General features: G+C 56.2%; 27 protein-coding genes and 1 other annotated feature. Of the genes, 12 read left to right on the forward strand and 15 right to left on the reverse strand.

Going from position 1 to position 26,293, the window contains the following annotated elements; translation table 11 throughout:
• Nucleotides 1-23: 23 nt before the first annotated feature.
• The 5 genes from yciH to pgpB all read right to left on the reverse strand — a co-directional run bounded on the left by yciH (nucleotide 24) and on the right by pgpB (nucleotide 3,673).
• Nucleotides 24-350 carry a stress response translation initiation inhibitor YciH gene (gene yciH, locus USG84_RS06490; RefSeq protein ID WP_028013396.1) on the reverse strand — a complete coding sequence of 109 codons (327 nt, stop codon included), beginning with the start codon at nucleotides 348-350 and terminating at the stop codon, nucleotides 24-26.
• Nucleotides 347-1,087: an orotidine-5'-phosphate decarboxylase gene (gene pyrF / locus USG84_RS06495; protein ID WP_253542216.1), complete on the reverse strand. Its 741-nt coding sequence runs from the start codon at nucleotides 1,085-1,087 to the stop codon at nucleotides 347-349. Before pyrF ends, yciH begins: the two co-directional genes overlap by 4 nt.
• A 185-nt stretch (nucleotides 1,088-1,272) precedes the next feature.
• A complete protein-coding gene (gene lapB / locus USG84_RS06500) occupies nucleotides 1,273-2,442 on the reverse strand; it encodes a lipopolysaccharide assembly protein LapB (RefSeq protein ID WP_151413139.1) in 1,170 nt (389 codons plus the stop codon).
• A gap of 6 nt (nucleotides 2,443-2,448) precedes the next feature.
• Entirely contained in the window at nucleotides 2,449-2,757 is a 309-nt protein-coding gene (locus tag USG84_RS06505) for a LapA family protein (protein ID WP_061098000.1), read from the reverse strand.
• A gap of 148 nt (nucleotides 2,758-2,905) precedes the next feature.
• A complete protein-coding gene (gene pgpB, locus USG84_RS06510) occupies nucleotides 2,906-3,673 on the reverse strand; it encodes a phosphatidylglycerophosphatase B (protein WP_151413138.1) in 768 nt (255 codons plus the stop codon).
• Between the two features lie 197 nt (nucleotides 3,674-3,870).
• Between pgpB and ribA the strand changes: the two genes are divergently transcribed.
• A complete protein-coding gene (ribA, locus tag USG84_RS06515; protein WP_151413137.1) occupies nucleotides 3,871-4,461 on the forward strand; it encodes a GTP cyclohydrolase II in 591 nt (196 codons plus the stop codon).
• Between the two features lie 36 nt (nucleotides 4,462-4,497).
• Here the strand turns inward: ribA and acnA are convergent, their stop codons facing one another.
• From acnA to topA, 6 genes are all read right to left on the reverse strand, one after another.
• On the reverse strand, nucleotides 4,498-7,173 hold the full coding sequence (gene acnA, locus USG84_RS06520) for an aconitate hydratase AcnA (RefSeq protein WP_028013402.1): 2,676 nt from the start codon (nucleotides 7,171-7,173) through the stop codon (nucleotides 4,498-4,500).
• A gap of 163 nt (nucleotides 7,174-7,336) precedes the next feature.
• Nucleotides 7,337-7,435, reverse strand: a complete 99-nt coding sequence (ymiC, locus tag USG84_RS06525) for a small membrane protein YmiC (RefSeq protein WP_032644994.1) — start codon at nucleotides 7,433-7,435, stop codon at nucleotides 7,337-7,339.
• 137 nt (nucleotides 7,436-7,572) lie between these two features.
• A complete protein-coding gene (locus USG84_RS06530; RefSeq protein ID WP_032644881.1) occupies nucleotides 7,573-7,743 on the reverse strand; it encodes a hypothetical protein in 171 nt (56 codons plus the stop codon).
• Nucleotides 7,744-7,745: 2 nt separating this feature from the next.
• Entirely contained in the window at nucleotides 7,746-7,886 is a 141-nt protein-coding gene (locus USG84_RS06535; RefSeq protein WP_213743510.1) for a YmiA family putative membrane protein, read from the reverse strand.
• Nucleotides 7,887-8,224: 338 nt separating this feature from the next.
• Nucleotides 8,225-9,199: an HTH-type transcriptional regulator CysB gene (cysB, locus tag USG84_RS06540; protein WP_061097998.1), complete on the reverse strand. Its 975-nt coding sequence runs from the start codon at nucleotides 9,197-9,199 to the stop codon at nucleotides 8,225-8,227.
• A gap of 187 nt (nucleotides 9,200-9,386) precedes the next feature.
• Nucleotides 9,387-11,984: a type I DNA topoisomerase gene (gene topA, locus USG84_RS06545; protein WP_041909639.1), complete on the reverse strand. Its 2,598-nt coding sequence runs from the start codon at nucleotides 11,982-11,984 to the stop codon at nucleotides 9,387-9,389.
• Between the two features lie 399 nt (nucleotides 11,985-12,383).
• Here topA and USG84_RS06550 point away from each other — a divergent pair, with 399 nt between their 5' ends.
• A complete protein-coding gene (locus USG84_RS06550; RefSeq protein WP_003856804.1) occupies nucleotides 12,384-12,635 on the forward strand; it encodes a YciN family protein in 252 nt (83 codons plus the stop codon).
• Nucleotides 12,636-12,669: 34 nt separating this feature from the next.
• Here USG84_RS06550 and sohB read toward each other — a convergent pair whose 3' ends face one another.
• Nucleotides 12,670-13,716: a protease SohB gene (gene sohB / locus USG84_RS06555; protein WP_253542219.1), complete on the reverse strand. Its 1,047-nt coding sequence runs from the start codon at nucleotides 13,714-13,716 to the stop codon at nucleotides 12,670-12,672.
• A 251-nt stretch (nucleotides 13,717-13,967) separates the two neighbouring features.
• Between sohB and USG84_RS06560 the strand changes: the two genes are divergently transcribed.
• Both USG84_RS06560 and cobO read left to right on the forward strand, forming a co-directional pair.
• Complete coding sequence (locus tag USG84_RS06560) at nucleotides 13,968-14,729, forward strand: YciK family oxidoreductase (RefSeq protein ID WP_151413135.1); 762 nt, start codon at nucleotides 13,968-13,970, stop codon at nucleotides 14,727-14,729.
• Complete coding sequence (cobO, locus tag USG84_RS06565) at nucleotides 14,726-15,316, forward strand: cob(I)yrinic acid a,c-diamide adenosyltransferase (RefSeq protein ID WP_116339485.1); 591 nt, start codon at nucleotides 14,726-14,728, stop codon at nucleotides 15,314-15,316. The genes USG84_RS06560 and cobO overlap by 4 nt, the downstream gene beginning before the upstream one ends.
• 36 nt (nucleotides 15,317-15,352) lie before the next feature.
• Here cobO and rluB read toward each other — a convergent pair whose 3' ends face one another.
• The 3 genes from rluB to rnm all read right to left on the reverse strand — a co-directional run bounded on the left by rluB (nucleotide 15,353) and on the right by rnm (nucleotide 17,836).
• Nucleotides 15,353-16,228, reverse strand: a complete 876-nt coding sequence (gene rluB, locus USG84_RS06570) for a 23S rRNA pseudouridine(2605) synthase RluB (RefSeq protein ID WP_028013408.1) — start codon at nucleotides 16,226-16,228, stop codon at nucleotides 15,353-15,355.
• 97 nt (nucleotides 16,229-16,325) lie between these two features.
• Nucleotides 16,326-16,946 carry an L-threonylcarbamoyladenylate synthase gene (locus tag USG84_RS06575; RefSeq protein ID WP_025756578.1) on the reverse strand — a complete coding sequence of 207 codons (621 nt, stop codon included), beginning with the start codon at nucleotides 16,944-16,946 and terminating at the stop codon, nucleotides 16,326-16,328.
• 26 nt (nucleotides 16,947-16,972) lie between these two features.
• Complete coding sequence (rnm, locus tag USG84_RS06580) at nucleotides 16,973-17,836, reverse strand: RNase RNM (protein WP_253542226.1); 864 nt, start codon at nucleotides 17,834-17,836, stop codon at nucleotides 16,973-16,975.
• Nucleotides 17,837-17,963: 127 nt separating this feature from the next.
• On the opposite strand from rnm, the gene trpL reads away from it, so the two are divergent.
• The 8 genes from trpL (at nucleotide 17,964) to yedF (ending at nucleotide 26,258) form a co-directional block, all read left to right on the forward strand.
• Nucleotides 17,964-18,008, forward strand: coding sequence for a trp operon leader peptide (gene trpL / locus USG84_RS24040; RefSeq protein ID WP_106993556.1), 45 nt, complete (start codon nucleotides 17,964-17,966; stop codon nucleotides 18,006-18,008).
• Nucleotides 17,985-18,078 (forward strand) — a sequence feature (Trp leader region). Its footprint overlaps the gene before it by 24 nt.
• A 25-nt stretch (nucleotides 18,079-18,103) precedes the next feature.
• Nucleotides 18,104-19,666: an anthranilate synthase component 1 gene (locus tag USG84_RS06585; protein ID WP_151413134.1), complete on the forward strand. Its 1,563-nt coding sequence runs from the start codon at nucleotides 18,104-18,106 to the stop codon at nucleotides 19,664-19,666.
• Entirely contained in the window at nucleotides 19,666-21,261 is a 1,596-nt protein-coding gene (trpD, locus tag USG84_RS06590; RefSeq protein ID WP_061097992.1) for a bifunctional anthranilate synthase glutamate amidotransferase component TrpG/anthranilate phosphoribosyltransferase TrpD, read from the forward strand. The genes USG84_RS06585 and trpD overlap by 1 nt, the downstream gene beginning before the upstream one ends.
• A 3-nt stretch (nucleotides 21,262-21,264) precedes the next feature.
• Nucleotides 21,265-22,623, forward strand: a complete 1,359-nt coding sequence (gene trpCF / locus USG84_RS06595) for a bifunctional indole-3-glycerol-phosphate synthase TrpC/phosphoribosylanthranilate isomerase TrpF (protein WP_253542234.1) — start codon at nucleotides 21,265-21,267, stop codon at nucleotides 22,621-22,623.
• 10 nt (nucleotides 22,624-22,633) lie between these two features.
• Nucleotides 22,634-23,827: a tryptophan synthase subunit beta gene (gene trpB / locus USG84_RS06600; RefSeq protein ID WP_028013413.1), complete on the forward strand. Its 1,194-nt coding sequence runs from the start codon at nucleotides 22,634-22,636 to the stop codon at nucleotides 23,825-23,827.
• Nucleotides 23,827-24,636 carry a tryptophan synthase subunit alpha gene (gene trpA / locus USG84_RS06605; RefSeq protein WP_061097990.1) on the forward strand — a complete coding sequence of 270 codons (810 nt, stop codon included), beginning with the start codon at nucleotides 23,827-23,829 and terminating at the stop codon, nucleotides 24,634-24,636. Before trpB ends, trpA begins: the two co-directional genes overlap by 1 nt.
• 180 nt (nucleotides 24,637-24,816) lie before the next feature.
• Nucleotides 24,817-26,028, forward strand: coding sequence for a selenium metabolism membrane protein YedE/FdhT (yedE, locus tag USG84_RS06610; RefSeq protein WP_151413133.1), 1,212 nt, complete (start codon nucleotides 24,817-24,819; stop codon nucleotides 26,026-26,028).
• Nucleotides 26,025-26,258, forward strand: a complete 234-nt coding sequence (gene yedF, locus USG84_RS06615) for a sulfurtransferase-like selenium metabolism protein YedF (RefSeq protein WP_003856774.1) — start codon at nucleotides 26,025-26,027, stop codon at nucleotides 26,256-26,258. Before yedE ends, yedF begins: the two co-directional genes overlap by 4 nt.
• Nucleotides 26,259-26,293 lie beyond the last annotated feature (35 nt).

The following is a 26,293-nucleotide window of genomic DNA, read 5'->3' on the forward strand; positions in this document are numbered from 1 at the left end:
GCAATTGCCGTGGCTTATTTATTTTAGCCGCCTGCCAGTTTAACTTTCATGCCTTTGGCTTCAAGGAGCGATTTAATTAAATCGCGTTTATCACCCTGAATTTCGATAATGCCGTCCTTCACGGCGCCGCCGCAGCCACATTTCTTCTTCAACTCGGCTGCCAGCTTGTTCAGCTCCGCATCATCCATATCAATCCCGGAGATCAGGCAGACCCCCTTTCCTTTTCGCCCGCTGGTCTGACGCTGGATACGAACAATACCGTCGCCTTTCGGACGTTCCGCTTTCGTTTTCGGTTCGTCTATACGCCCGCTCTCCGTCGAGTAGACCAGCCGGCTGTTGGAATCGGTCATTGCGCCCCCTTTTTCAGTGATGCGTTGATAGCCTTAAGCGTCTCTGCCGGGTTCGCAGACTGCGTCACCGGGCGCCCGATAACCATGTAATCGACACCTGCAGCCAACGCCTGCTCAGGCGTCATAATGCGTCGCTGATCGCCCACGTCGCTGCCAGCAGGACGAATGCCTGGCGTGACCAGCTTAAACGCATTGCCCAGTTCTGACTTGAAACGCACGGCTTCCTGAGCGGAGCAAACGACGCCATCAAGGCCGCAATTTTGCGTCAGACGGGCCAGACGCTCGGCGTGCCCGGCAGGTGACAACGTCACGCCAAGGTCGCGCAGGTCGCTTTCGTCCATGCTTGTCAGCACGGTAACCGCAATCAGTAATGGCGCATCTTTGCCGAACGGCAGGAGCGCTTCGCGAGCGGCCGTCATCATTCTCGCCCCGCCCGACGCGTGGACGTTGACCATCCACACGCCCAGCTCCGCAGCGGCGGCAACCGCGTGCGCCGTGGTGTTCGGGATATCATGGAATTTGAGATCGAGGAAGACATCGAAGCCGCGCTGCTGCAGATCGCGGACGATTTGCGGTCCAAACAGCGTGAACATCTCTTTACCAACTTTCAGACGACAATCGCGAGGATCGATACCGTCGACAAAGGCCAGCGCTGCGTCACGCTTATTGTAATCAAGCGCGACAACAACAGGAGAATCCGTAATAACGCGGGAAGTGGAGGAAGTAACAGACGTCATGACCAGCCCTTTTCGTCTATGGGCGCGCAGCGGCGCGGAACAGATAAACGGCCAGCATTCTACCTGCCGCCGCTCTAAATTGACAGAATCCATTTACGCGCCTGCCAGACCGGCAGGCCGCACGGTGTTGAGAAAGGGGTAAAAATCTTTAGTATGTTGTAACTAAAATAGGGTGTTTTAAAAAATCACTGACCGTCAAGGCCACGAATTGGCTTGATGGTGGACCAGGCCCGGCAGGATGGGCAGTGCCAGTAGAGCGTATACGCGGTAAAACCACACTTCTGACAACGGTAGCGCGGTTTGCTGCGCACCTGCTCGCCAACCATGTCGCGCAGCACCATCAGGCTCTCTTTCGCGCGCCCTTCTTCCGCGTCGTTCAGGTGGTAGTCCATAAGCTTGTGGAATACGCGCATCGTGGGGTGACGCTGCAGCTGACGGGTAATATAAACCTGTGCGGTGTCGCTTCCCTCATACTGCTCAACCACGTCAGAAAGCATCAGCTCAGCGGTCGCGCCGGTATTCTCTTCCACACAACGGCGCAGAAATGCCACCCACTCTTCCTGCTTGTCCAGCTGTTGATAGCAGGTTTGCAGCATTTCAAGCGTTTCGCTGACCAGCTCTTTGTCCTGGTCAATAACCCGCAGCAGACTTTCAACGGCTTTAGCGTAGTCGCCGCTGGCCATAAAAACGCGCCCCATCATGATAGAGATACGCGCGCTATTGCGGTCCGCGGCGGCGCCTTTCTTCAGCAACGCCATGGCTTTATCCATGTCGTCGTTGCCCATCTGCTGAAGGGCAAGCTCGCAGTAGAAATGCGCAATTTCAACGCGCTGCTTGTCTTTGCCCAGCTTCACCAGACGTTCGGCCGTATCAATGGCTTTCTGCCAGTCGCTGGTGGCCTGGTAAATCTGCAGTAACTGCTGCAACGCGCCGATGCGGAAATCCGTTTCATCCACCAGCTGTGTGAACATATCTTCAGCGCGATCGTACAGCCCCGCGGCCATATAGTCTCGGCCCAGCTGTTGTACCGCCAGGAGACGTTGTTCGTAGGTCAGGGAAGCGCTTTCCATCAGGGTCTGGTGGATACGGATAGCGCGGTCAACCTCGCCGCGCGAGCGGAACAGGTTGCCGAGAGTGAGGTGGGCTTCGACGGTCCCCGTATCCTCTTTCAGCATATCGAGGAACAGATCTACCGCTTTGTCCTGCTGATTGCTCAGGAGGAAGTTCACCCCCGCAACGTAGTCGCGGGAGAGTCGGTTAGCCTCATCCTGTTTCGTTTGTTGCGCACTTCTGCGGCCCATATACCAGCCATAGGCTGCGGCTACAGGCAAAAGCAGAAACAACAACTCCAGCATAGTCGATTATTCCTTCACGACCGGCACACCTGAGCTTTCCGGAATGTCGGACGCAGGCGCAATGTTCTGTTCGAGTCGTTTAATTTTACGTTCAGCGCGCGCAAGAGAAACACGAACTTTCAACCAGAAAAGACCGCAAACCAGCCAGCCGATGGCAAAGCCTGCAGCAAATAAGACCGCCAGCAGGCTTGAGACCCGATACTCACCCTGCGCCAGCAGATAGTTAAACGTCACCTGTTGATCGTTTTGTGCACCCAATGTGACTGAAATGACAAAAATCGCCAATACCAGTAAGAAAATGAGTAAATATTTCACATTACTTCCCGTTATGTGGTTCAAGCGAATAAAGTGTGTTCAACTTACCGCAATCAGCCTTATAAACTACCATTTTAGCGACGGGCGCGAAACGGAAAAAGTAACGCGCACGTCATGGATTTATGGGCAAAATGCACAATATCAACCGTCAGGCGTCGCTTTGCTCCCTTTCGGCGATCTCTTCTTTCTCTTCAGGCGGTGGCGTGAGCGGGCCGCAGAACCGTTCCGCAAGCCAGGTTGCCAGCGTCACCAGCATCCAGGAGATCAGCGTAGCAACCACCAGATCCCGCGGCCAGTGCATCCCCAGCAGCAAGCGGCTGCCCATCACCCCTGTCGCCCAAACCAGTAAAATCACGATGGTCATCGTGCGGCGTCGAGGCCAAAGCAGCCCGACCCCCAGCAACGCCCAGCTGGCCGCAAACATCGTATGGCCGGAAGGAAACGCAAACCCCGTCTCTTTTTGCCAGTGCTTACGCAGGAACTTTGGAATATCCTTCTGTTCCGCAAGCTGCTCTTTCACCAGCGCGCCGCGATCTTTACGCTTTAAATTGTAGAACTCATCCACCGGAACATGGTGCGCTTTTTCCAGCCAGACGACAAAAGGTCTTGGCTCCTGAACGTGATCCTTCACCCAGGACTTCACGCCCTGTCCAATAACGATCGCGCCCCCGAGGATAGCAAAGAGCATCAGCGCCGCGCGCAGTCGAAAGCGCAGGCACCACAAGAACCAGCCGCAGAGGATGACGTGGGTAATAATTCCCCACGGCTGCGTGACCGTTTCCGTTACCCAGTATAACGTTTTCAGCCACGTGGCATTCTGCCCCGGCTGCCACATCCAGCCGGAGACCCACACGGCCAAAGGCATAATCAGTAAAATGGCCGCGCCTGCTGCCGTACGTCTGGCGATTGAAAGCATGTCTTCTCCTTTTTCGCTAAGCCTCACAATCATAACTGAAATTCATTCGATGGGTGGATATGTCGGATCGTGCGTTTAACGTTCATATAGCATGGCGCCCATTAGGCGAACGTGCCGAGCTTGTGGCAAAATGGACAAATACAGAAAGCAAAACAGGCGCAAGGCACGAAACGTGTCAGCCTACTCTGGAGAATCACATGCAGCTTAAACGTGCGGCAGAAGCCAAACTGCCAACCCCATGGGGCGATTTCCTGATGGTGGGGTTTGAAGAACTGGCAACCGGACAGGATCATGTCGCGCTGGTCTACGGCGACATTTCAGGGCAGACGCCGGTGCTGTCCCGCGTCCATTCAGAGTGTCTGACCGGCGACGCGTTGTTCAGCCTGCGCTGTGATTGCGGTTTCCAGCTCGAAGCTGCCCTTACCCATATTGCCGAAGAAGGCCGCGGCGTGCTGCTCTATCACCGTCAGGAAGGCCGTAATATTGGTCTGCTGAATAAAATCCGCGCTTACGCGCTGCAGGACCAGGGCTACGATACGGTGGAAGCCAACCACCAGCTCGGTTTTGCCGCCGATGAGCGTGACTTCACCCTCTGCGCCGATATGTTCAAGCTGCTGGGCGTGGACGAGGTTCGCCTGCTGACCAATAACCCGAAAAAGGTGGAAATCCTCACCGAAGCCGGGATCAACATCGTCGAACGCGTACCGCTGATTGTCGGCCGCAACCCGAAAAACGCCCACTATCTCGATACCAAAGCGGCCAAGATGGGCCATCTTCTGAAAGAGTAAAAGGACAAAGCCCGGCACAGATGCCGGGCTTTTTTATCAATCCAGCATTTTACGAATCACATAATGTAAAATGCCGTCGTTCTGGTAGTAGGTCAGTTCGGTTGCGGTATCAATACGACACCGGCATTCCAGTACCTCGCTTTTCCCGTCTGCTCGCGTAAGCTTCACCGGCACCGTTTTACCCGGCTGCAGGTTTTGCAGGCCGCTAATATCAATCTGCTCTTCCCCGGTCAGGCCCAGCGTTTTACGCGTGACGCCCTGCGGGAACTCAAGCGGCAGGATCCCCATGCCGATCAGGTTCGAGCGGTGAATACGTTCGAACGACTCGGCAATGACCACGCGGACGCCAAGCAGTCGCGGCCCTTTTGCCGCCCAGTCTCGGCTGGAGCCGGAACCGTACTCTTTCCCGGCGATGACCGCCAGCGGCGTACCTTCCTGCTGATATTTGACGGCTGCGTCATAAATCGACACGACTTCAGTCCCCGGAAGATGGCGCGTCATCCCCCCTTCCACGCCCGGAACCATTTCGTTACGAATGCGGATGTTGGCAAACGTCCCGCGCATCATCACTTCATGGTTACCGCGGCGCGATCCGTAGGAGTTAAAATCGCGGCGCTCCACGCCCCGGCTTTGCAGATAACGGCCCGCCGGGCTGTCGGCTTTGATGCTCCCCGCCGGGGAGATATGGTCCGTGGTGACGGAATCCCCCAGCATCGCCAGTATGCGCGCCCCGTGAATATCCTGAAGCGGTGCAGGCTCGGCCAGCATCTCATCAAAGAACGGCGACAGGCGGATATAGGTGGAGTCGTCCTGCCAGTCATAGGTGTCCGAGCCCACAACGTTGATGGCTTTCCATTCCGGCGTGCCTTCAAACACTTCCGCATACTCTTTGCGGAACATCTCGGTGGAGACCTTTTCAACGGCCATCGCAATTTCACGCGAGGACGGCCAGATATCCTTCAGATAGACCGGCTCATTCTTGCGGTCGTGACCAATGGGATCGGTCGCCAGGTTAATATTCATATTGCCGGCCAGCGCGTAGGCCACCACCAGAGGCGGCGAAGCGAGCCAGTTGGTTTTCACCAGTGGATGAATACGACCTTCAAAGTTACGGTTGCCAGAAAGCACTGCGCCAACCGTCAGATCGCCCTGCTTGATCGCCGTTTCAATAGGTTCAGGCAGCGGGCCGGAGTTACCGATGCAGGTGGTACAGCCGTAGCCCACGAGGTTAAAGCCCAGCTCGTCAAGATACGGCGTTAGCCTGGCCTGCGCCAGGTAATCCGAGACCACTTTGGAGCCCGGTGCCAGAGAGGCTTTGACCCAGGGCTGTGGTTTCAGCCCCAGCTCAACCGCCTTTTTAGCCAGCAGGCCGGCCGCCATTAATACGCTGGGGTTTGAGGTGTTGGTGCAGGAGGTGATGGCGGCAATGACAACCGCGCCGTCCGGGAGCTGATACTGATGTCCGTTCAGAACATAGTCGATTGGGCGATGGTCCTTCTTCGCCACGTTGACTTCCAGCTCATTGCTGGCGGCAAACGCTTTTGGCACGTCGCTTAACGCCACGCGATCCTGCGGACGTTTCGGACCGGCGAGGCTCGCCTCAACGCTTCCCATGTCGAGCGCAAGCGTGCTGGTAAATACCGGCTCATCGCCCGGATTGCGCCACATGCCCTGCGCTTTGGTGTACGCCTCCACCAGCGCCACCTGCTCTTCGCTGCGTCCGCTCAGGCGCATGTACTCCAGCGTGACGTCATCAATGGGGAAAAATCCGCAGGTTGCGCCATATTCTGGCGCCATGTTGGCGATGGTCGCGCGGTCAGCAAGCGGCAGCGAATCCAGCCCGTCACCGTAAAATTCTACGAATTTGCCCACCACGCCATGCTTACGCAGCATCTGGGTAACGGTGAGCACAAGATCGGTGGCGGTAATGCCTTCAGAAAGCTTCCCGGTGAGCTTAAAGCCGACGACATCAGGGATAAGCATGGAGACCGGCTGACCGAGCATGGCGGCTTCCGCTTCGATACCGCCGACACCCCAGCCCAGCACGCCGAGGCCGTTAATCATGGTGGTATGGGAATCGGTGCCCACCAGCGTGTCCGGATAAGCCACCCACTCCTTGTCCTGCAATTCACTCCAGACGGCTTTACCAAGATATTCAAGGTTAACCTGGTGACAAATACCGGTGCCGGGTGGAACCACGCTAAAGCGGCTGAACGCCTGCTGGCCCCACTTCAGGAAGACGTAACGCTCGTGGTTTCGCTCCATCTCGAGACGCACGTTCTCGCCAAAGGCATCGTCATCACCGAAGTGGTCAACGGTTACCGAGTGGTCAATCACGAGGTCGACGGGAGAAAGCGGGTTCACTTTAGCCGTATCGCCGCCGAGACGTTTGACCGCCTCACGCATGGCGGCGAGATCCACCACGGCAGGAACGCCGGTGAAGTCCTGCATCAGGACCCTTGCCGGGCGGTAGGCAATTTCTCTGTCGGCATGGGCATTCTTGAGCCATCCCGCCAGCGCCTGAATATCGTCGAGGGTAACGGAATCACCGTCCTGCCAGCGCAGGAGGTTTTCCAGCAAAACTTTCAAGGACTTGGGTAAACGCGAAATGTCCCCAAGCGTTCTGGCAGCCAGCGGCAGGCTATAGTAGTGCCAGGTTTTATTTTCTGCCTGTAATGTGTCCTTACTGGCTTCGCGTAGGGTTAACGACATAAGCTCCTCCTTAATTACAGAGATGTCCTGACAATCATCAGGGCCGTAATTAAAGATAACACAAAGATGTCGTAACGTTTTGATAACAACCCGAATTGATAAATTTAGGAATGGTCCAGAGGAGAGTAAAACAAAAAACCCCGCCGCAGCGAGGTTTTATCATTTAGTGGACGGCCAGCCAGATGAGCTGACTCCAGAACAGAATCGACAGGGTAAAAACGCCGATCCATGACCAGTATTTTTGAGACATCATGTTATTCATCATAGGGACACCAGGCATTATTTATTAAACATTCCGAGGCAGGTCCTCGTGCTATATTGCTGATGTGTATTTATTAAAGAGTACAAAGGTGCATAGTCTTTATTCAGACTAACTGCATCATTACGCAATAAACTAAATTATTGTTTTTTGGGTTCGTCTTCCGCGAACACATCAATAAAAGCTTGCTGCTGCGGCGTCAGTTTCCAGGATGCCGGCACTGCTGTCGCAGGTGCTTTGCGTCCTTTGTGAACAGTGTCATGATGCTGACACATCCGTTTTGCCGTTTCTGTACGTACCGTCACTGCCATATTCAACCCCAATATTTCCAGGCCAGGAGAGCAACCATCACCCAGAACAGGGCGGAAACGAGAAAGACCGCCAGCCAGGCTTTACGCTTGAGCGCAGGATCCCTTTGCGGTTCTTCACTTCCTGAAGGCATTGCTAACCTCATACAATCGATATCGCTTATCATTTAGGACCAAACAATTGGTACAATTAATCATCTGTTGAGATAAATCCTAAAGAAACTTTAGCCGAAAAGCCAGTGAATTTACGCATCAAGAGGCATGAAATATTCAATCTTTTGACCAGAAATAAATATTTGAAAAGAAAAATTTGCGTAGCCGTTAATTAGTTTCTATTTTTGTCGCCAATTCACGACATTAAAACCACACAAATTAAAAGGATAATGGCAATATATGGCAGGGGAAGTGCAGATGATGATAATTCTAATTTAGCTTTAAGCGGATATTTCGGTATCTTTCCCACTGGGAAAGATACCGGGTGTGATTATTTTTCGGGGAGTTTGATATCTTTAAACATCTCTTCAATATCTTCATTTGAGCGTAATGCAACGGCGGTATCCACCACGTCACGCGTTAAATGCGGGGCAAAGCGCTGAATAAAATCATACATATAGCTTCGCAGGAAGGTACTGCGACGGAAACCTATTTTGGTCGTGCTATGGCTGAAAATATCATGTGCATCAAGACGCACCAGGTCAGGGTCTGACACCGGGTCCACCGCCATGCTGGCGATCACCCCTACCCCCAGACCAAGCCGTACATAGGTCTTTATGACGTCGGCATCGGTGGCGGTAAAGACAATCCGCGGCGTTAACCCGGCCCGGTTGAAGGCGGTATCAAGCTCAGAACGTCCGGTGAAGCCAAACGTGTAGGTGACCAGAGGATATTGCGCCAGCTCTTCGATCGTCACCGACCCTTTTCCCGCCAGCGGATGATCCGGGGTCACCACAATGGAGCGGTTCCAGTGATAGCACGGCAGCATGACCAGATCGTCATACAGATGAAGCGCTTCCGTCGCGATGGCAAAATCTGCATTGCCCTTCGACACCGCCTCAGCAATTTGCGTTGGCGACCCCTGGTGCATATGCAGGGAGACGCGCGGATAACGCTCGATAAAGCCCTTGATAACGCCCGGGAGGGCGTAGCGCGCCTGGGTGTGCGTCGTGGCAATATACAGCGAGCCTTTATCCGGCCAGGTATGTTCCCCCGCCACAGACTTGATCGCATCGACTTTGGAGAGGACTTCCCGCGCAATACGGATAATTTCCTGTCCCGCTGGCGTCACCTGGGTAAGGTGTTTACCGCTGCGGGCGAAAATCTGAATACCTAATTCATCCTCAAGCATGCGAACCTGCTTGCTGATGCCCGGTTGCGAGGTATATAGCCCCTCGGCGGTGGAAGAGACATTAAGGTTGTGATTCACCACCTCAACGATATAACGAAGCTGCTGTAATTTCATGCCAGACCATCCGATTTAGCGCACGCGGTCAATCGCTTAAGACGATTTGATAATAAGAAAAGGGTTAACTATAACCACTATATCATTTATAGCCTGACTGTATAGTACGGAACAAAAAATAATAATAAGGTAATAAAAAAGGGCCGGAAGTCCGGCCCTTTTACAGGTAAGTAACGGTCAGGAAAGATTATTTCTTGCCTTCAACCCATTTGCCATCGACAAAGAAGGCGGACCATCCGGTCGCTTTACCCTCTTTCTCTGCCGCAACGTACTGCTGCTTCGTTTTACGGCTAAAACGGACCACCGTCTTATTGCCTTCAGGATCCTGCTGTGGCGCATCGGCCAGATAACGCAGTTTCTCAGGCAGACGATCGCGGAAGCGATGCAGCTCTTCCACCAGCGGCGCGCGCGTTTCACGCGATTTCGGGAAGGTGTTGGCAGCCAGGAAGACACCTGCGGCGCCATCACGCAGTACGAAGTACGCGTCGGATTTTTCACACGGCAGTTCAGGCAGCGGAACCGGATCTTCCTTCGGCGGAGCAACCTCACCGTTACGCAGAATTTTGCGCGTGTTCTTACACTCGTCGTTGGTGCAGGCCATGTACTTACCAAAACGCCCCATTTTCAGGTGCATTTCAGAACCACACTTCTCGCACTCCACAATCGGGCCGTCATAGCCTTTAATGCGGAACTCACCCTCTTCGATCTCATACCCGTCACACGTTGGGTTGTTACCACAGACGTGCAGCTTACGTTTAGGATCGATCAGATAGCTGTCCATCGCCGTGCCACATTTTTTGCAGCGGCGTTTCGCGCGCAGAGCGTTGGTTTCCGCATCATCACCTTCCAGCACGTTAAGAACTTCGTTCTCAGGCACCAGGTTGATGGTTGTTTTGCAGCGCTCTTTTGGTGGCAGCGCGTAGCCTGAACAGCCAAGGAACACGCCCGTTGTCGCAGTACGGATCCCCATCTTACGGCCACAGGTCGGGCAGTCGATGCTGGTCAGTACCATCTGGTTAGGCAGCATGCCGCCCTCTTCAGGATCTTTCTCCGCTTTCTCAAGCTGGTTGGTAAAATCGCTGAAGAAGCTGTCGAGAACCTTCTTCCACTCCGCCTTGTGGCTGGCCACCTCGTCGAGGCTGTCTTCCATCTGCGCGGTGAAGTCATAGTTCATCAACTCGCGGAAGTTAGCTTCCAGACGGTCGGTGACAATCTCACCCATTTTTTCGGCATAGAAACGGCGGTTCTCTACGCGAACGTAACCGCGGTCCTGAATGGTCGAGATGATTGACGCGTAGGTTGACGGACGGCCAATCCCGCGTTTTTCCAGCTCTTTAACCAGCGACGCTTCACTAAAGCGCGCAGGCGGCTTGGTGAAGTGCTGGGCCGGAACCAGATCGACAAGCGACAGCTCGTCGCCTTTGTTTACCGCAGGCAGCGTACGGTCTTCATCACCTTTACGCAGCGCTGGCATCACTTTCGTCCAGCCGTCGAAGCGCAGGATACGACCGCGCGCTTTCAGACGGAAATCGCCCGCGCCAACGGTCAGCGTGGTGGAGTCGTACTTCGCCGGGGTCATCTGACACGCGACGAACTGACGCCAGATCAGCTGATACAGCTTCTGGGCGTCGGCTTCCATGTCTTTCAGCGACTCGGCCAGCACAGAGACATCAGAAGGACGAATCGCTTCGTGCGCTTCCTGAGAATTCTCTTTGCTGGCGAACTGGTTGGCGCTTTCCGGCAGGTATTTCTTACCGAAGTTGTCGCTAATGTAGCCGCGCACCATGTTCACCGCGTCCTGGCTCAGGTTCGTTGAGTCAGTACGCATGTAGGTGATGTAACCCGCTTCATACAAGCGCTGGGCCATCATCATGGTTTTCTTCACGCCGTAACCCAGACGGGTGCTCGCCGCCTGTTGCAGTGTGGACGTGATAAACGGCGCGCCAGGCTTGCTGCTGGTCGGTTTATCTTCGCGCTCCAGCACCTGGTAGCGCGCTTTTTCCAGCAGCGCCACGGCGGCCATGGTCTGATCGCGGTTTTCAGGACGGAAAGGCTTATCGTTATGATGGCTTACCTGCAGCGGCAGCGCATCACCGCCCGGGGTGGTGACGTTGGCGTCAACTTCCCAGAACTCTTCCGGCACGAAGGCTTTAATTTCGCGTTCACGCTCAACGACGAGACGCACGGCTACAGACTGCACGCGCCCTGCAGACAGGCCGCGGGCAATCTTTTTCCACAGCAGTGGGGAAACCATGTAGCCCACAACGCGGTCCATAAAGCGACGCGCCTGCTGGGCGTTTACACGATCGATATTCAGCTCGCCCGGCTTCTCAAACGCCTGACGAATCGCATTCTTTGTAATTTCGTTAAACACTACGCGGCTGTAGCGTTTGTCATCCCCCCCGATCACTTCCCGCAGGTGCCACGCAATGGCTTCCCCTTCGCGGTCAAGGTCGGTTGCGAGATAGATGTGGTCTGCTTTTTCAGCAAGCTGCTTCAGCTCGTTAACGACTTTTTCTTTCCCGGGCAGCACTTCATATTGTGCATCCCAGTTGTGCCATGGGTTAACACCCATGCGGTTGACAAGCGCGCTACGTTCATCCTTTTTAGGCTTTTTAGCCCCTTTGGTGGAGGTAGAGTCTGCGCTCTTTTTGCTGGCTGAGCCACTGGTCGGCAAATCGCGGATGTGACCAACGCTGGACTTAACCACGTAGTCATTACCCAGATACTTATTGATCGTTTTGGCTTTTGCCGGGGACTCAACGATGACGAGAGCTTTACCCATATTCACCTTTACCTAATTTAATTCTTCCAGGAATACGCCGCACGTTGATTTCCCTTCCGCTGACGACGAGCCAATGATATTGCGACTGCGCCAGGGGATATCAACCCCTATGTCTTACCGAACGTCAGAATGGCGACATCCAGGTCATTGAGTTTTCGGGTATTTTTCTCACATCTCGTATAATTCGTGACGAATTCCCGGTCGAATGTCAAGCAATTCTGTTGCCAGAATGACGAAAGCGCACACTCTACCTGATAAAATTCGTTACGCAACTTTATTAGCATGCAAAAGCAAATCCCGCCAACCTGCCCTCTGCATCTTATCCCCTCACATTACAGGGAAAATTTGCCCCCAAAGCGACCCCGGCGTAGACTATTGTCACTGTTTAAGGAGTGGATTATGCAGAATACGACCCAACCCATTGACCGAGCCTCTCTGCTTATCGAAGCAAACAAGCTTATTCGTGACCATGAAGATACGCTGGCAGGCATTGAAGCCACCGGCGTTGAGCAGCGTAATGGCGTGCTGGTTTTCAGCGGCGAATACTTCCTTGACGAGCAGGGTTTACCGACCCCGAAAAGCACCGCCGTGTTTAATATGTTTAAATACCTGGCGCATACGCTTTCAGAGAAATATCACCTGGTCGATTAATGCAAAACGCGAGGCATATGCCTCGCGTTTTTGTTTACAGCAGCGGTTTTTGTCCGCGCTGTAGCCAGCGAAGCAGCAGGCGGTCCGCGCTTTCCGCCGCGCTGTTGGTAAAGCGGTCCATCAGTCGTTTGCGCTGGGTAAAGCGCACGCCTACCAGTTCCCGGCCTTCCATCAGGTTGAGCAGCAGGTCATCACTGGTACCCACTTCATCCACCAGCCCTTTTTCCTGCGCCTGGATGCCGTACCAGTGCTCGCCGGTCGCCACCTGTTCAATATCCAGCGTTGGGCGCATGCGGTGTACGAAGTCTTTAAAGAGATGGTGAGTTTCATTCAGATCTTCACGGAATTTCTGGCGCCCCTCTTCCGTGTTTTCCCCCAACAGCGTCAGGGTGCGTTTATACTGACCCGCCGTGTGAAGTTCGATATCAATCTCTTTATTTTTCAGGAAGCGGTTAAAGTTAGGGATCTGTGCGACCACGCCAATGGAACCAATGATGGAAAACGGCGCCGCAACGATTTTGTCCGCCACGCAGGCCATCATATAACCGCCGCTCGCCGCGACTTTATCTACGGCCACGGTAAGCGGGATCTGCTTCTCGCGCAGGCGCTGTAGCTGTGAGGCGGCCAGCCCGTAACCGTGTACCACCCCGCCCGGGCTCTCAAGACGCACCACCACCTGATCCTGCGCCGTTGCCACAGCCAGAACCGCAGTCACCTCTTCGCGCAGCGAGGCGACTTCATGCGCATCCATGCTGCCTTTAAAATCGAGCACATAGACGCGGGGTTTGGCGTCACCCTGCGGCGTCGAGAGCTTTGCTTTCGCCTTCGCGGCTTTGGCTTCCTGCTTGTGTTTTTTCTTCTGGGCTTTCAGCCACAGCTTCTGCTGGTGGCTATCCAGCAGCGAGAGGGACATCTCTTCCTGCATCTCTTTATATTGCTCGCTCAGGCGGGTGATGCGTAACTCCCCACGCTGACGCTTGCGCTGCGTCAGGTTGACAATCAGAACGGCAACCACCGCAATGGCAATCACCACCGTCGCGATTTTGGCCAAAAACAACCCATATTGAGAAAGTAATTCCACGCGTTCCACCTTGATTAAACCACGAATCTTTCACGGCAGTGTACAACAGCCCTGCCCCTGCGTCTCGCCCGTGACATTACCTCTGCGAGCCGTCTTCAGGAATCCCTGCGCTGCGCTTTAAATATTTGCAAATTGTTAATTTTACAGTAATGCGTCCTGTAGACTGATTGAATTCTCACGCTAATTCGGGCATAAAGCCGAAAAGTCATTATAAAGGCGTGATAGAGACACCGTGCGCCTGAGGAGTCACCGTGCATTATCAACCGCAAAAAAGCCTGCTGCAGAACCGAATCATTCTTGTCACCGGCGCCAGCGATGGTATTGGTCGCGAAGCGGCCCTGACGTACGCTGAGTATGGCGCAAGCGTGATTCTCATTGGGCGCAATGAGGAAAAGCTCAAGAGGGTCGCTCAGGAAATTGAAGCCGCAGGCGGGACACCTGCCCCCTGGTACACGCTCGATTTACTGACATGCACGCCAGCGCTGTGCCAGGAACTTGCTCGCCGTATCAGTACCCACTACTCACGTCTGGACGGCGTGCTGCACAACGCCGGTTTGTTAGGTGAAGTGCGTCCAATGGATGAACAGGATCCTGATATCTGGCAGCAGGTGATGCAGGTTAACGTTAACGGAACTTTTTTCCTCACCCAGGCCTTGCTTCCTTTATTACTCAAATCCGAGTCAGGGTCTCTGGTCTTCACCTCTTCCAGCGTAGGCCGCGAGGGACGCGCAAACTGGGGAGCGTATGCTGTCTCAAAATTCGCGACCGAGGGCATGATGCAGGTGCTGGCGGAGGAGTATCAGAGCCGCCATCTGCGCGTAAACTGTATTAACCCGGGCGGTACGCGCACCAGCATGCGCGCCTGCGCCTTCCCGACGGAAGATCCGCTGAAGCTGAAAACCCCGGCAGACATTATGCCGCTCTATCTCTGGCTGATGGGCGACGACAGCCGCCGCAAAACCGGAATGACCTTTGACGCCCAGCCGGGCCGCAAACCGGGGATTTCGCAATGAGTGAAGAGCGTCATCAGCAGCGCCAGCAGCGTCTGAAGGAACAGGTTGACGCGCGCGTCGCGGCAGCCCAGGACGAACGTGGGATCGTCATCGTCTTTACCGGCAATGGTAAAGGCAAAACCACTGCAGCGTTTGGCACCGCTACGCGCGCCGTCGGCCACGGACAAAAAGTGGGAGTCATCCAGTTTATCAAAGGGGAATGGCCCAACGGTGAGCGTAATTTGCTTGAACCGCACGGCGTTGAGTTTCAGGTGATGGCGACCGGATTTACGTGGGATACGCAGAACCGGGAAACCGATACCGCAGCCTGCCTTGCCGTCTGGGAGCACGCCAAAAGAATGCTGGCTGACCCGGCGTTAAATATGGTGCTGCTGGATGAGATCACCTATATGGTCGCCTACGACTACCTGCCGCTGGAGGACGTACTGGATGCACTGAAGAACCGCCCTGCGCACCAGACGGTTATCGTTACAGGTCGCGGGTGTCATCGGGAGATTCTGGAGCTGGCAGATACCGTCAGCGAGCTGCGTCCGGTCAAGCATGCGTTTGATGCTGGCATCAAAGCACAAATTGGCATTGATTACTAAAGAAAAAAGCCCGGTGAGTTCACCGGGCTTTTTAAATTAACCGTTGTTATTCCGGCTGCCAGAGCGACGATTGCTGTTCACCTGGCTGTGGCGTTTCACCGCGCGACGGATCTGATTCGCCTTCATACGACGACGATCTTTCTCCACCGCCACTTTAGAGGTGGTTTCCGGCGTCAGGCCAACCAGCTCGCGCAGGTAGTTAGTCTGGGTAAGATCCAGCTCGGTATAACCACCGCGCGGCAGACCTTTCGGCAGCAGAATGTCGCCGTAGCGAACGCGGATCAGGCGGCTAACCTGCACGCCTACCGCTTCCCACAGACGACGCACCTCGCGGTTACGTCCTTCGGTCAGGGTCACGTTGTACCACTGGTTAATCCCTTCACCACCGGTAAATTTGATGGTTTTGAACGCCGCAGGGCCGTCTTCCAGCTGCACGCCGCGCGACAGATCGCGCAGTTTATTTTCGTCAACCTGGCCGAAGACGCGAACGGCGTACTCACGCTCAACTTCACGGCTTGGGTGCATCAGACGGTTTGCCAGTTCACCATCGGTGGTGAACAGCAGCAGACCGCAGGTGTTCACGTCCAGACGGCCCACGGCAATCCAGCGAGCGCCGCGCAGTTTTGGCAGACGATCAAACACCGTTGGACGACCTTCCGGGTCGTTGCGGGTACACAGCTCGCCTTCCGGCTTGTAGTAGGCCAGCACGCGGCAGATCTGTTCCGCAGACTCTTTCACAGAGATAAGATGACCGTCAATGCGGATCTTAAGCCCCGGTACGATTTCAACGCGGTCACCCAGCGTGGCGATTTTACCGTCCACACTCACGCGACCCGCTTCAATAATGGCTTCGATTTCACGGCGTGAACCGTGGCCGGCGCGCGCCAGCACTTTCTGTAACTTCTCGCTCATTGAGCTTCCTCAGGTGTCGCCTTCACAGGCGTCGAATCAGGTCAAAAGCAGAGCCGAGCCCTGCTTTGATGGCCGCGTAGTATATCTGCTTACACCTCTACAAGAAAGGCTTAACATCACCCACGCCTTCGCGAATCACTTCCGGCGTGTCTTCCGTGAGATCTACAACAGTAGTCGGCTGCTGGCCGAGATAACCGCCGTGAATAATCAGCTCCACCACCTTCTCCAGACGATCTTTAATCTCCTCCGGATCGGACTCGGTAAACTCGCTTCCCGGCAGCATCAGTGAGGTAGAGAGCATCGGTTCGCCGAGAGTTTCCAGCAGCGCCTGGGCAATCGGGTTCGACGGCACGCGCATCCCGATGGTTTTACGCTTTTCCTGCAGCAGGCGGCGCGGCACCTCTTTCGTCCCTTTCAGGATGAAGGTGTAGTTACCCGGCGTGTTGTTCTTGATCAGGCGAAACGCCACGTTATCCACATAAGCATAGGTCGACAGCTCAGAGAGATCGCGGCACATCAGGGTGAAGTTATGGCCGTCCGGCAGTTGGCGGATGCGACAGATTCGCTCCATCGCCCCTTTATCTTCAATTTTACAGCCCAGCGCGTAGCCGGAATCGGTCGGGTAGACTATCACGCCGCCTTTGCGGACGATCTCCACGGCCTGGTTAATCAGACGTGGCTGCGGGTTATCCGGATGGATATAGAAAAACTGACTCATACTTCCCTCTCTTCAATTTGCTGCGGCTACTCCCAGAGCTGCCAGACCGGCTCAACGCCAGCGGGTAGCCAGAGCTTGCGTCCCAGCTCGATCCACGCGCAGGGCTGATGGAAATCAGAACCCTGTGACCCAAGCAGGCCAAACTGGCGGGCGTAAGTCGCGAGCTGCGCGCGCTCGTTGGGCGCCTGCTGACACTGGGCGACTTCCATCGCCTCGCCACCGCATTCGGCAAAGTGCGCCAGCAGTCTTTTCAGCCATTTAGCAGAAAGATTATACCGTCCCGGATGGGCCAGCACGGCCTTACCGCCAGAATGATGAATCACATCAATAGCTTGTTTTATTGTACACCACTGTGGCGGAACGTATCCGGTTTTCCCGCGCGCCAGATATTTTTTAAAGACATCCGCCATGGTCGTCGCTTTGCCCGCGTCGACCAGAAAACGGGCGAAATGACCGCGGGTGACCGCCCCGCCGTTCGCCAGCTTTTGCGCCCCTTCCAGCGCGCCCGGAATATGCGCCTTCTCCAGACGCTCGCCGATCATCTCCGCGCGCTGGTTGCGGCGCGTTTTTTGTTCTTGCAAAAAGGCAAGAAGTGCCGGATGTTCTATATCAATGTTCAGGCCAACGATGTGAATTTCATGGTTTTCCCATACGGTCGATATCTCGACGCCGGGCACCAGATTCAGCGCCAGTCCGCTGCGGGCAATCTCGGCGCGCGCTGCCGGAATGGCGTCGGTGGTATCGTGATCGGTTATCGCCAGCGTGCCGACACGCATTTCAACCGCGCGATGAACCAGGGCTTCGGGCGTCAGCAGGCCATCAGAGGCCTGAGTATGGCTGTGTAAATCATAAATAATCGCGTAGGTGGTATCGCTCAAAGCACTTCCCATAACAGGTTGGAAACATCCGAAACCGTCATGATACCGACTTAACGTGAAATTCTGAAATCAAGGGTTGACAATACGCCATCGAACCAGTTAACTAGTACGCAAGTTCACACGAGAAAGGTATCTGAAAATGACGGCACATTTCACTCTGCACGGCTGGTGGCGCACTTCCTGATCTTCGGGCAGTGTCACGCGTCTGCGAAATGCAAACAGATACCCGCCCGCTACCCAGCGGGCTTTTTTTTGAACAGAATAAATGAGAACAACAACATGCAAACAGCCAAACCCCATCTCGAACTGCTGACCTGCGAGGCGGCCTATCGCCACAACCCGACCGCGCTGTTTCATCAGGTGTGCGGCGCGCGTCCGGCGACGCTGCTGCTGGAGTCTGCGGATATCGACAGCAAGGACGATCTGAAAAGCCTGCTGCTGGTCGACAGCGCGCTGCGCATTACCGCGTTAGGTGACACTGTCACCATCAAAGTGCTCTCTGACAATGGCGCATCGCTCCTCCCGCTGCTGGATGCGGCTCTGCCCGCGGGCATCGACAATGAGCGTCACCCTGACCTGCGAATTCTGCATTTCCCGCCGGTGAGCCAGCTGCTGGACGAAGATGCTCGCCTCTGCTCGCTGTCCGTATTCGATGCCTTCCGCCTGCTGCAAAATCTGGTCACCGTGCCGGAAGATGAGCGCGAAGCGATGTTCTTCGGCGGGCTGTTTGCTTACGACCTGGTCGCCGGTTTTGAAGATTTGCAGGAAACCGAGCAGGGCAACCGCTGCCCGGACTACTGTTTCTACCTGGCCGAAACCCTGCTGGTGATCGACCATCAGAAAAAATATACCCGCATTCAGGCAAGCCTGTTCACCCCGTCTGCGTCTGAGAAAAACCGTCTGGAGCATCGCATCGCTCAGCTCCAGCAGCAGATGACGGAAGCGCCGCCTGCGCTGCCGGTACAGCGCGTCGAGAAGATGACCTGTGAGGTAAATCAGACCGACGATCAATACGGCGCCGTGGTTCGCCAGATGCAAAAGGCGATTCGCGCCGGGGAGATTTTCCAGGTTGTGCCGTCCCGCCGCTTCTCGCTGCCCTGCCCGTCGCCGCTGGCGGCTTACGACGTGCTGAAGAAGAGCAACCCAAGCCCGTATATGTTCTTTATGCAGGACAATGATTTCACGCTGTTCGGCGCCTCGCCGGAAAGCTCGCTGAAGTACGACGCCACCAGCCGCCAGATTGAGATCTACCCGATTGCAGGCACCCGTCCACGCGGCCGTCGCGCCGATGGCTCGCTGGACCGCGATCTGGACAGCCGCATCGAACTGGAAATGCGAACCGACCACAAAGAGCTCTCCGAGCACCTGATGCTGGTTGACCTGGCGCGTAACGACCTGGCGCGCATTTGCACCCCAGGCAGCCGCTACGTGGCGGATCTGACCAAAGTTGACCGCTACTCCTTCGTGATGCACCTGGTCTCCCGCGTGGTGGGTGAGCTGCGCAGCGACCTCGACGTGCTGCACGCCTACCGCGCCTGTATGAATATGGGCACCCTGAGCGGCGCGCCGAAGGTGCGCGCCATGCAGCTTATCGCCGAAGCGGAAGGACGTCGTCGCGGCAGCTACGGCGGCGCGGTGGGTTACTTCACCGCCCACGGCGACCTCGATACCTGCATCGTGATCCGCTCCGCCTACGTCGAAGACGGTATTGCTACCGTTCAGGCCGGCGCCGGGATTGTTCTCGACTCTGTTCCGCAGTCTGAAGCTGACGAAACCCGCAGTAAAGCACGCGCGGTATTGCGCGCCATCGCTACCGCACACCACGCACAGGAGATTTTCTGATGGCTGACATTCTGCTGCTCGATAATATCGACTCCTTTACCTATAACCTGGCAGACCAGCTGCGTGCGAATGGCCATAACGTCGTTATCTACCGCAACCACGTTCCGGCTCAGACCCTGATTGACCGTCTGGCTACCATGCAAAATCCGGTGCTGATGCTTTCCCCGGGGCCGGGCGCGCCGAGCGAAGCGGGCTGTATGCCCGAACTGCTGACCCGCATGCGCGGCAAGCTGCCGATTATCGGTATCTGCCTTGGTCACCAGGCGATCGTGGAAGCCTACGGTGGTTACGTCGGCCAGGCGGGCGAGATCCTGCACGGTAAAGCCTCCAGCATTGAACATGACGGCCAGGCAATGTTTGCCGGGCTGCCGAATCCGCTCCCGGTCGCGCGCTATCATTCGCTGGTCGGCAGCAACATTCCGGCCGGGCTGACCATCAACGCCTCGTTCGAAGGGATGGTGATGGCGGTACGCCACGATGCGGATCGCGTCTGCGGGATGCAGTTCCACCCGGAATCTATTTTGACCTCCAACGGCGCCCGCCTGCTGGAGCAGACCCTTGACTGGGCGTTACAGAAGCTGGAGCAGACCAATACCCTGCAGCCAATTCTGGAAAAACTGTATCAGGCGCAGACCCTGAGCCAGCAGGAGAGCCACCAGCTCTTCTCCGCCGTGGTGCGCGGCGAACTGAAGCCTGAACAGCTGGCGGCGGCGCTGGTCAGCATGAAGGTGCGCGGTGAAAGCCCGCAGGAGATCGCCGGTGCCGCAACCGCCCTGCTGGAGAATGCCGCCCCGTTCCCGCGCCCTGACTACCAGTTTGCCGACATCGTAGGAACCGGTGGTGACGGCAGCAACAGTATCAATATCTCCACTGCCAGCGCGTTTGTGGCGGCGGCGTGTGGTTTAAAGGTAGCGAAACACGGTAACCGCAGCGTCTCCAGCCGTTCAGGCTCGTCCGATCTGCTGGCCGCGTTTGGCATCAACCTGGAGATGAATGCCGAGCGTTCACGCGAAGCGCTGGACGATCTGGGCGTTTGCTTCCTCTTTGCGCCGAAATATCACACCGGTTTCCGCCACGCGATGCCGGTTCGCCAGCAGCTTAAAACCCGCACGCTGTTTAACGTGCTCGGCCCGCTGATCAACCCGGCCCATCCGCCGCTGGCATTAATTGGCGTTTACAGCCCTGAGCTGGTGCTGCCGATTGCCGAGACGCTGCGCGTGCTGGGTTACAAGCGCGCCGCCGTGGTGCACAGCGGCGGAATGGATGAAGTTTCGCTGCATGCGCCGACGCTGGTGGCAGAGCTTAACGATGGTGAAGTGCTCAGCTATCAGCTTGAGGCGTCTGATTTCGGCTTAACGCCGTACCGTCAGGAAGCGCTGGCAGGCGGTACGCCGGAAGAAAACCGTGACATTCTGACGCGCTTACTACAAGGTAAAGGTGAGGCCGCCCATGAGGCCGCCGTGGCTGCCAACGTCGCCATGCTGATGCGTTTGCACGGTGAGGAAGACCTGAAGGCCAATGCTCAAAAAGTTCTGGATGTACTGCGCTCCGGTGCAGCTTACGATCGCGTTACCGCACTTGCGGCAAGAGGGTAAAGAATGCAGACCGTTTTAGCGAAAATCGTCGCCGATAAGGCCATCTGGGTGGAAGCACGCAAAGCAGAGCAGCCGCTTGCCAGTTTCCAGAATGACGTCGTCCCAAGCAGCCGTCGTTTCTATGACGCTCTGCAGGGTGCACGCACCGCCTTTATTCTGGAGTGCAAAAAGGCGTCTCCCTCAAAAGGCGTTATTCGTGACGATTTCGACCCGGCGCGCATCGCCGGTATTTATAAGCATCATGCGTCGGCCATCTCAGTGCTGACGGATGAGAAATATTTCCAGGGCAGCTTCGATTTTCTGCCGATCGTCAGCGGCATCGCGCCGCAGCCGATCCTGTGCAAAGACTTTATTATCGACCCGTATCAGATCTGGCTGGCGCGTTTCTACCAGGCTGACGCCTGTCTGCTGATGCTCTCGGTGCTGGACGACGAGCAGTATCGCCAGCTGTCTGCCGTGGCGCACAGCCTGAAAATGGGCGTGCTGACCGAAGTGAGTAACGAAGAAGAGCTCGAGCGCGCCATCGCGCTGGAAGCCAAAGTGGTCGGCATCAACAACCGCGATCTTCGCGACCTGTCGATTGACCTGAACCGCACGCGCCAGCTGGCTCCGCGTCTGGGTTCTGGCGTCACGGTGATCAGCGAATCCGGCATTAACAGCTACGCCCAGGTGCGCGAGCTGAGCCACTTTGCCAACGGTTTCCTGATTGGCTCCGCCATGATGGAGCATGACGACCTCAACGCGGCGGTGCGTCGCGTGCTGCTGGGCGAAAACAAAGTCTGCGGCTTAACCCGCGAACAGGACGCGCTGGCCGCGTATGAGGCTGGCGCAATCTATGGCGGTTTAATCTTCGTCGACTCCTCTCCTCGCGCAGTCAATGAGGAACAGGCCCGCAGGGTAATCGCGGCGGCCCCGCTGAGCTATGTTGGCGTGTTCCGCAATGCGGATATCGCGGACGTTGTGGCAAAAGCCGACGCGTTATCCCTGAGTGCCGTTCAGCTCCATGGCGAAGAAGATCAGGCGTATATCAATGCCCTGCGCGACGCGCTGGCACCGCAGGTTCAGATCTGGAAAGCACAAAGCGTGGGCAGCACCCTGCCTGCACGTAACCTTAACCACGTCGACAAATACGTGCTCGACAACGGTCAGGGCGGCACCGGACAACGTTTTGACTGGTCGCTGCTGAACGGCGAAAAGCTGGACAACGTCCTGCTGGCGGGCGGACTAAGCCCGGATAACTGTGTGGAAGCCGCGAAAACCGGCTGCGCAGGCCTCGATTTCAATTCAGGCGTAGAGTCGCAACCGGGTATCAAAGATGCCAGCAAGCTGGCCTCGGTGTTTAAAACTCTGCGTGCATATTAAGGAAGAGAAGATGACGACATTACTTAACCCGTATTTTGGTGAGTTCGGCGGGATGTACGTTCCGCAAATCCTGATGCCCGCGCTGCGCCAGCTGGAAGAAGCGTTCGTGAGCGCGCAGAAAGACCCGGCGTTTCAGGCGGAGTTTACCGACCTGCTGAAGAACTACGCCGGGCGTCCAACCGCGCTGACCAAATGCCGCAACCTGACCGAAGGCACCAAAACCACGCTGTATCTGAAGCGTGAAGACCTGCTGCACGGCGGCGCGCATAAAACTAACCAGGTGCTGGGCCAGGCGCTGCTCGCCAAGCGTATGGGTAAAACCGAAATCATCGCCGAAACCGGCGCGGGACAGCACGGCGTGGCTTCTGCGCTCGCCAGCGCCCTGCTCGGCCTGAAGTGCCGCATCTACATGGGCGCGAAAGACGTTGAGCGTCAGTCGCCTAACGTGTTCCGTATGCGCCTGATGGGTGCGGAAGTGATCCCGGTGCACAGCGGCTCCGCGACGCTGAAAGATGCCTGTAACGAAGCGCTGCGCGACTGGTCCGGCAGCTACGAAACCGCGCACTACATGCTCGGTACCGCGGCGGGCCCGCACCCGTTCCCGACCATCGTGCGCGAATTCCAGCGCATGATCGGTGAAGAGACCAAAGCGCAGATCCTCGAAAAAGAGGGTCGTCTGCCGGATGCGGTGATTGCCTGCGTCGGCGGCGGGTCTAACGCCATCGGCATGTTTGCCGATTTTATCGACGAAACCCGCGTAGGGCTGATTGGCGTTGAGCCTGCCGGTCACGGGATTGAAACCGGCGAGCACGGCGCGCCGCTGAAGCATGGCCGCGTGGGGATCTACTTCGGCATGAAAGCCCCGATGATGCAGACCGATGAAGGGCAGATTGAAGAGTCTTACTCAATTTCTGCCGGACTGGACTTCCCGTCCGTTGGGCCACAGCACGCGTTCCTGAACAGCACCGGGCGCGCGGATTATGTCTCCATTACCGATGACGAAGCGCTGGAAGCCTTCAAAACGCTGTGCCGCAGCGAAGGGATCATCCCGGCGCTGGAGTCTTCGCACGCGCTGGCGCACGCGCTGAAAATGATGAAAGAGAACCCGGAAAAAGAACAGCTGCTGGTGGTTAACCTTTCCGGTCGCGGTGACAAAGATATCTTCACCGTTCACGATATTCTGAAAGCACGAGGGGAAATCTGATGGAACGCTACGATAATGCATTTGCTGAACTGAAATCCCGCCAGGAAGGCGCGTTCGTTCCCTTCGTTACGCTGGGCGACCCTGGCCCGGAGCAGTCTCTGAAGATTATCGACGCCCTGATTGAAGCCGGCGCCGACGCGCTGGAGCTGGGCATTCCGTTCTCCGATCCGCTGGCGGATGGCCCTACCATCCAGAACGCCACCCTGCGCGCGTTTGCCGCAGGGGTGACCCCAACCCAGTGCTTTGAGATGCTGGCGGCGATCCGCCAGAAGCACCCGACCATTCCGATTGGCCTGCTGATGTACGCCAACCTGGTGTTTAACCGCGGTGTTGACGAGTTCTACGCCGAGTGCGCGCGCGTGGGCGTCGACTCGGTGCTGGTAGCAGACGTGCCCGTTGAAGAGTCTGCGCCGTTCCGCCAGGCGGCGATGCGCCACAACGTCGCGCCGATTTTCATCTGCCCGCCGAACGCCGATGACGAACTGCTGCGCCAGATAGCCTCTTACGGACGCGGGTATACCTATCTGCTCTCCCGCGCGGGCGTGACCGGCGCCGAGAATAAAGCCGCACTGCCGCTGCATCATCTGGTGGAAAAGCTGGCCGAATACCATGCCGCGCCTCCGCTGCAGGGCTTCGGGATCTCTTCTCCGGATCAGGTCACCGCGGCAATTGAGGCGAAGGCGGCGGGCGCCATCTCCGGCTCCGCGATTGTGAAGATCATCGAGAAGAACGTGGACAAGCCCGAGCAGATGCTGAGCGAATTGAAAGCGTTCGTGACCGCAATGAAAGCAGCGACGCGTAAAGCATAATCTCTCCACCGTCTGGTACCCCTGCCAGACGGTTACTCCTCCTTCTCCATCCTCTACAAAGGATTACGTCAAAATTGATCCCGTCGATATTTTCGGTGTGAATAGCTTTTCAAACTTTCGCGTAAGCGTATGATCTGGACTCTTTTTAGCACTAATCCTTCTGAGTTCAGAGGTTTATTCATGTCATGGCAATACTTCAAACAGACTTACCTGGTTAAGTTCTGGTCACCTGTTCCGGCCGTCATCGCGGCAGGCATTCTTTCTACTTATTATTTCGGCATTACCGGTACCTTCTGGGCCGTCACCGGCGAGTTCACCCGCTGGGGTGGTCAGCTGCTGCAGCTTGCAGGCGTGCATACCGAAGAGTGGGGCTACTTCAAACTCATTCATCTGGAAGGCACACCGCTTACCCGCATCGACGGGATGATGATCGTCGGCATGTTCGGCGGCTGCTTCGCCGCGGCGCTGTGGGCAAACAACGTTAAGCTGCGCATGCCCAAAAGCCGCATTCGCATCATGCAGGCGGTGGCTGGCGGTATGATTGCCGGGTTTGGTGCCCGCCTGGCGATGGGCTGTAATCTGGCCGCGTTCTTTACGGGGATCCCTCAGTTCTCCCTTCATGCCTGGTTTTTTGCCGTGGCCACCGCGATTGGCTCTTACTTCGGAGCAAAATTCACCCTGCTGCCGCTGTTCCGCATCCCGGTGAAAATGACGAAAGTCAGCGCGGCGTCCCCGCTAACCCAGAAGCCGGACCAGGCAAAGCGTCGTTTCCGCCTGGGTATGCTGGTCTTTTTTGCTATGGTCGCATGGGCCATTTGCACGGCGATGAATCAGCCGAAGCTTGGCCTGGCGATGCTGTTCGGCGTCGGCTTTGGCCTGCTGATCGAACGCGCGCAGATCTGCTTTACCTCCGCGTTTCGCGATATGTGGATCACGGGACGGACGATGATGGCGAAGGCAATCATTGCCGGTATGGCGGTGAGCGCTATCGGCATCTTCAGCTACGTTCAGCTCGGTGTTGAACCGAAGATCATGTGGGCTGGCCCGAACGCGGTGATTGGCGGCCTGCTGTTTGGCTTCGGGATTGTGCTGGCGGGCGGGTGTGAAACCGGCTGGATGTATCGCGCGGTTGAGGGACAGGTGCACTACTGGTGGGTCGGGCTGGGTAACGTCATCGGCTCAACCATTCTGGCGTACTACTGGGACGACGTCTCTCCGGTACTTGCCACAAACTGGGATAAGGTCAACCTGCTAAACACTTTCGGCCCTCTCGGCGGCCTGCTGGTGACTTATGCCCTGCTGCTGATCGGTTTTTTACGGGTTGTCGCGCAGGAAAAACGGTTCTTCCGCCGTGCCGCCGTCAAAACTGAAACGCAGGAGAACGCTGCATGAAAGAGATCGTCCCAGATTATCGTCTGGATATGGTCGGTGAACCCTGCCCGTATCCGGCGGTTGCCACGCTTGAGGCGCTGCCGCAGCTGAAAAAAGGTGAAATACTGGAGGTGGTGAGCGATTGTCCGCAATCCATCAACAACATTCCGCTAGATGCGAAAAACCACGGTTATACGGTGCTGGATATCCAGCAGGACGGGCCAACCATTCGCTATTTGATTCAGAAGTAATATGAAATGCGCCCCTCGGGGGCGCATTGAACACA

Origin of the sequence: Enterobacter sp. 168J2 (assembly GCF_034107265.1) — a bacterium.
Classification (GTDB): domain Bacteria; phylum Pseudomonadota; class Gammaproteobacteria; order Enterobacterales; family Enterobacteriaceae; genus Enterobacter; species Enterobacter nematophilus.

Bases quoted from the DNA above. Each gene is read 5' to 3' on its own strand.
- lapB (WP_151413139.1), bottom strand. From the start codon at position 2,442: ATGCTGGAGTTGTTGTTTCTGCTTTTGCCTGTAGCCGCAGCCTATGGC.
- pgpB (WP_151413138.1), bottom strand. From the start codon at position 3,673: ATGCTTTCAATCGCCAGACGTACGGCAGCAGGCGCGGCCATTTTACTG.
- cysB (WP_061097998.1), bottom strand. From the start codon at position 9,199: ATGAAATTACAGCAGCTTCGTTATATCGTTGAGGTGGTGAATCACAAC.
- trpA (WP_061097990.1), top strand. From the start codon at position 23,827: ATGGAACGCTACGATAATGCATTTGCTGAACTGAAATCCCGCCAGGAA.
- rnm (WP_253542226.1), bottom strand. From the start codon at position 17,836: ATGGGAAGTGCTTTGAGCGATACCACCTACGCGATTATTTATGATTTA.
- pyrF (WP_253542216.1), bottom strand. From the start codon at position 1,087: ATGACGTCTGTTACTTCCTCCACTTCCCGCGTTATTACGGATTCTCCT.
- yciH (WP_028013396.1), bottom strand. From the start codon at position 350: ATGACCGATTCCAACAGCCGGCTGGTCTACTCGACGGAGAGCGGGCGT.
- trpD (WP_061097992.1), top strand. From the start codon at position 19,666: ATGGCTGACATTCTGCTGCTCGATAATATCGACTCCTTTACCTATAAC.
- USG84_RS06535 (WP_213743510.1), bottom strand. From the start codon at position 7,886: ATGAGGTTAGCAATGCCTTCAGGAAGTGAAGAACCGCAAAGGGATCCT.
- trpB (WP_028013413.1), top strand. From the start codon at position 22,634: ATGACGACATTACTTAACCCGTATTTTGGTGAGTTCGGCGGGATGTAC.
- USG84_RS06530 (WP_032644881.1), bottom strand. From the start codon at position 7,743: ATGGCAGTGACGGTACGTACAGAAACGGCAAAACGGATGTGTCAGCAT.
- topA (WP_041909639.1), bottom strand. From the start codon at position 11,984: ATGGGTAAAGCTCTCGTCATCGTTGAGTCCCCGGCAAAAGCCAAAACG.
- yedE (WP_151413133.1), top strand. From the start codon at position 24,817: ATGTCATGGCAATACTTCAAACAGACTTACCTGGTTAAGTTCTGGTCA.
- ymiC (WP_032644994.1), bottom strand. From the start codon at position 7,435: ATGAATAACATGATGTCTCAAAAATACTGGTCATGGATCGGCGTTTTT.
- acnA (WP_028013402.1), bottom strand. From the start codon at position 7,173: ATGTCGTTAACCCTACGCGAAGCCAGTAAGGACACATTACAGGCAGAA.
- USG84_RS06575 (WP_025756578.1), bottom strand. From the start codon at position 16,946: ATGAGTCAGTTTTTCTATATCCATCCGGATAACCCGCAGCCACGTCTG.
- ribA (WP_151413137.1), top strand. From the start codon at position 3,871: ATGCAGCTTAAACGTGCGGCAGAAGCCAAACTGCCAACCCCATGGGGC.
- yedF (WP_003856774.1), top strand. From the start codon at position 26,025: ATGAAAGAGATCGTCCCAGATTATCGTCTGGATATGGTCGGTGAACCC.
- USG84_RS06550 (WP_003856804.1), top strand. From the start codon at position 12,384: ATGCAGAATACGACCCAACCCATTGACCGAGCCTCTCTGCTTATCGAA.
- USG84_RS06585 (WP_151413134.1), top strand. From the start codon at position 18,104: ATGCAAACAGCCAAACCCCATCTCGAACTGCTGACCTGCGAGGCGGCC.
- trpCF (WP_253542234.1), top strand. From the start codon at position 21,265: ATGCAGACCGTTTTAGCGAAAATCGTCGCCGATAAGGCCATCTGGGTG.
- rluB (WP_028013408.1), bottom strand. From the start codon at position 16,228: ATGAGCGAGAAGTTACAGAAAGTGCTGGCGCGCGCCGGCCACGGTTCA.
- cobO (WP_116339485.1), top strand. From the start codon at position 14,726: ATGAGTGAAGAGCGTCATCAGCAGCGCCAGCAGCGTCTGAAGGAACAG.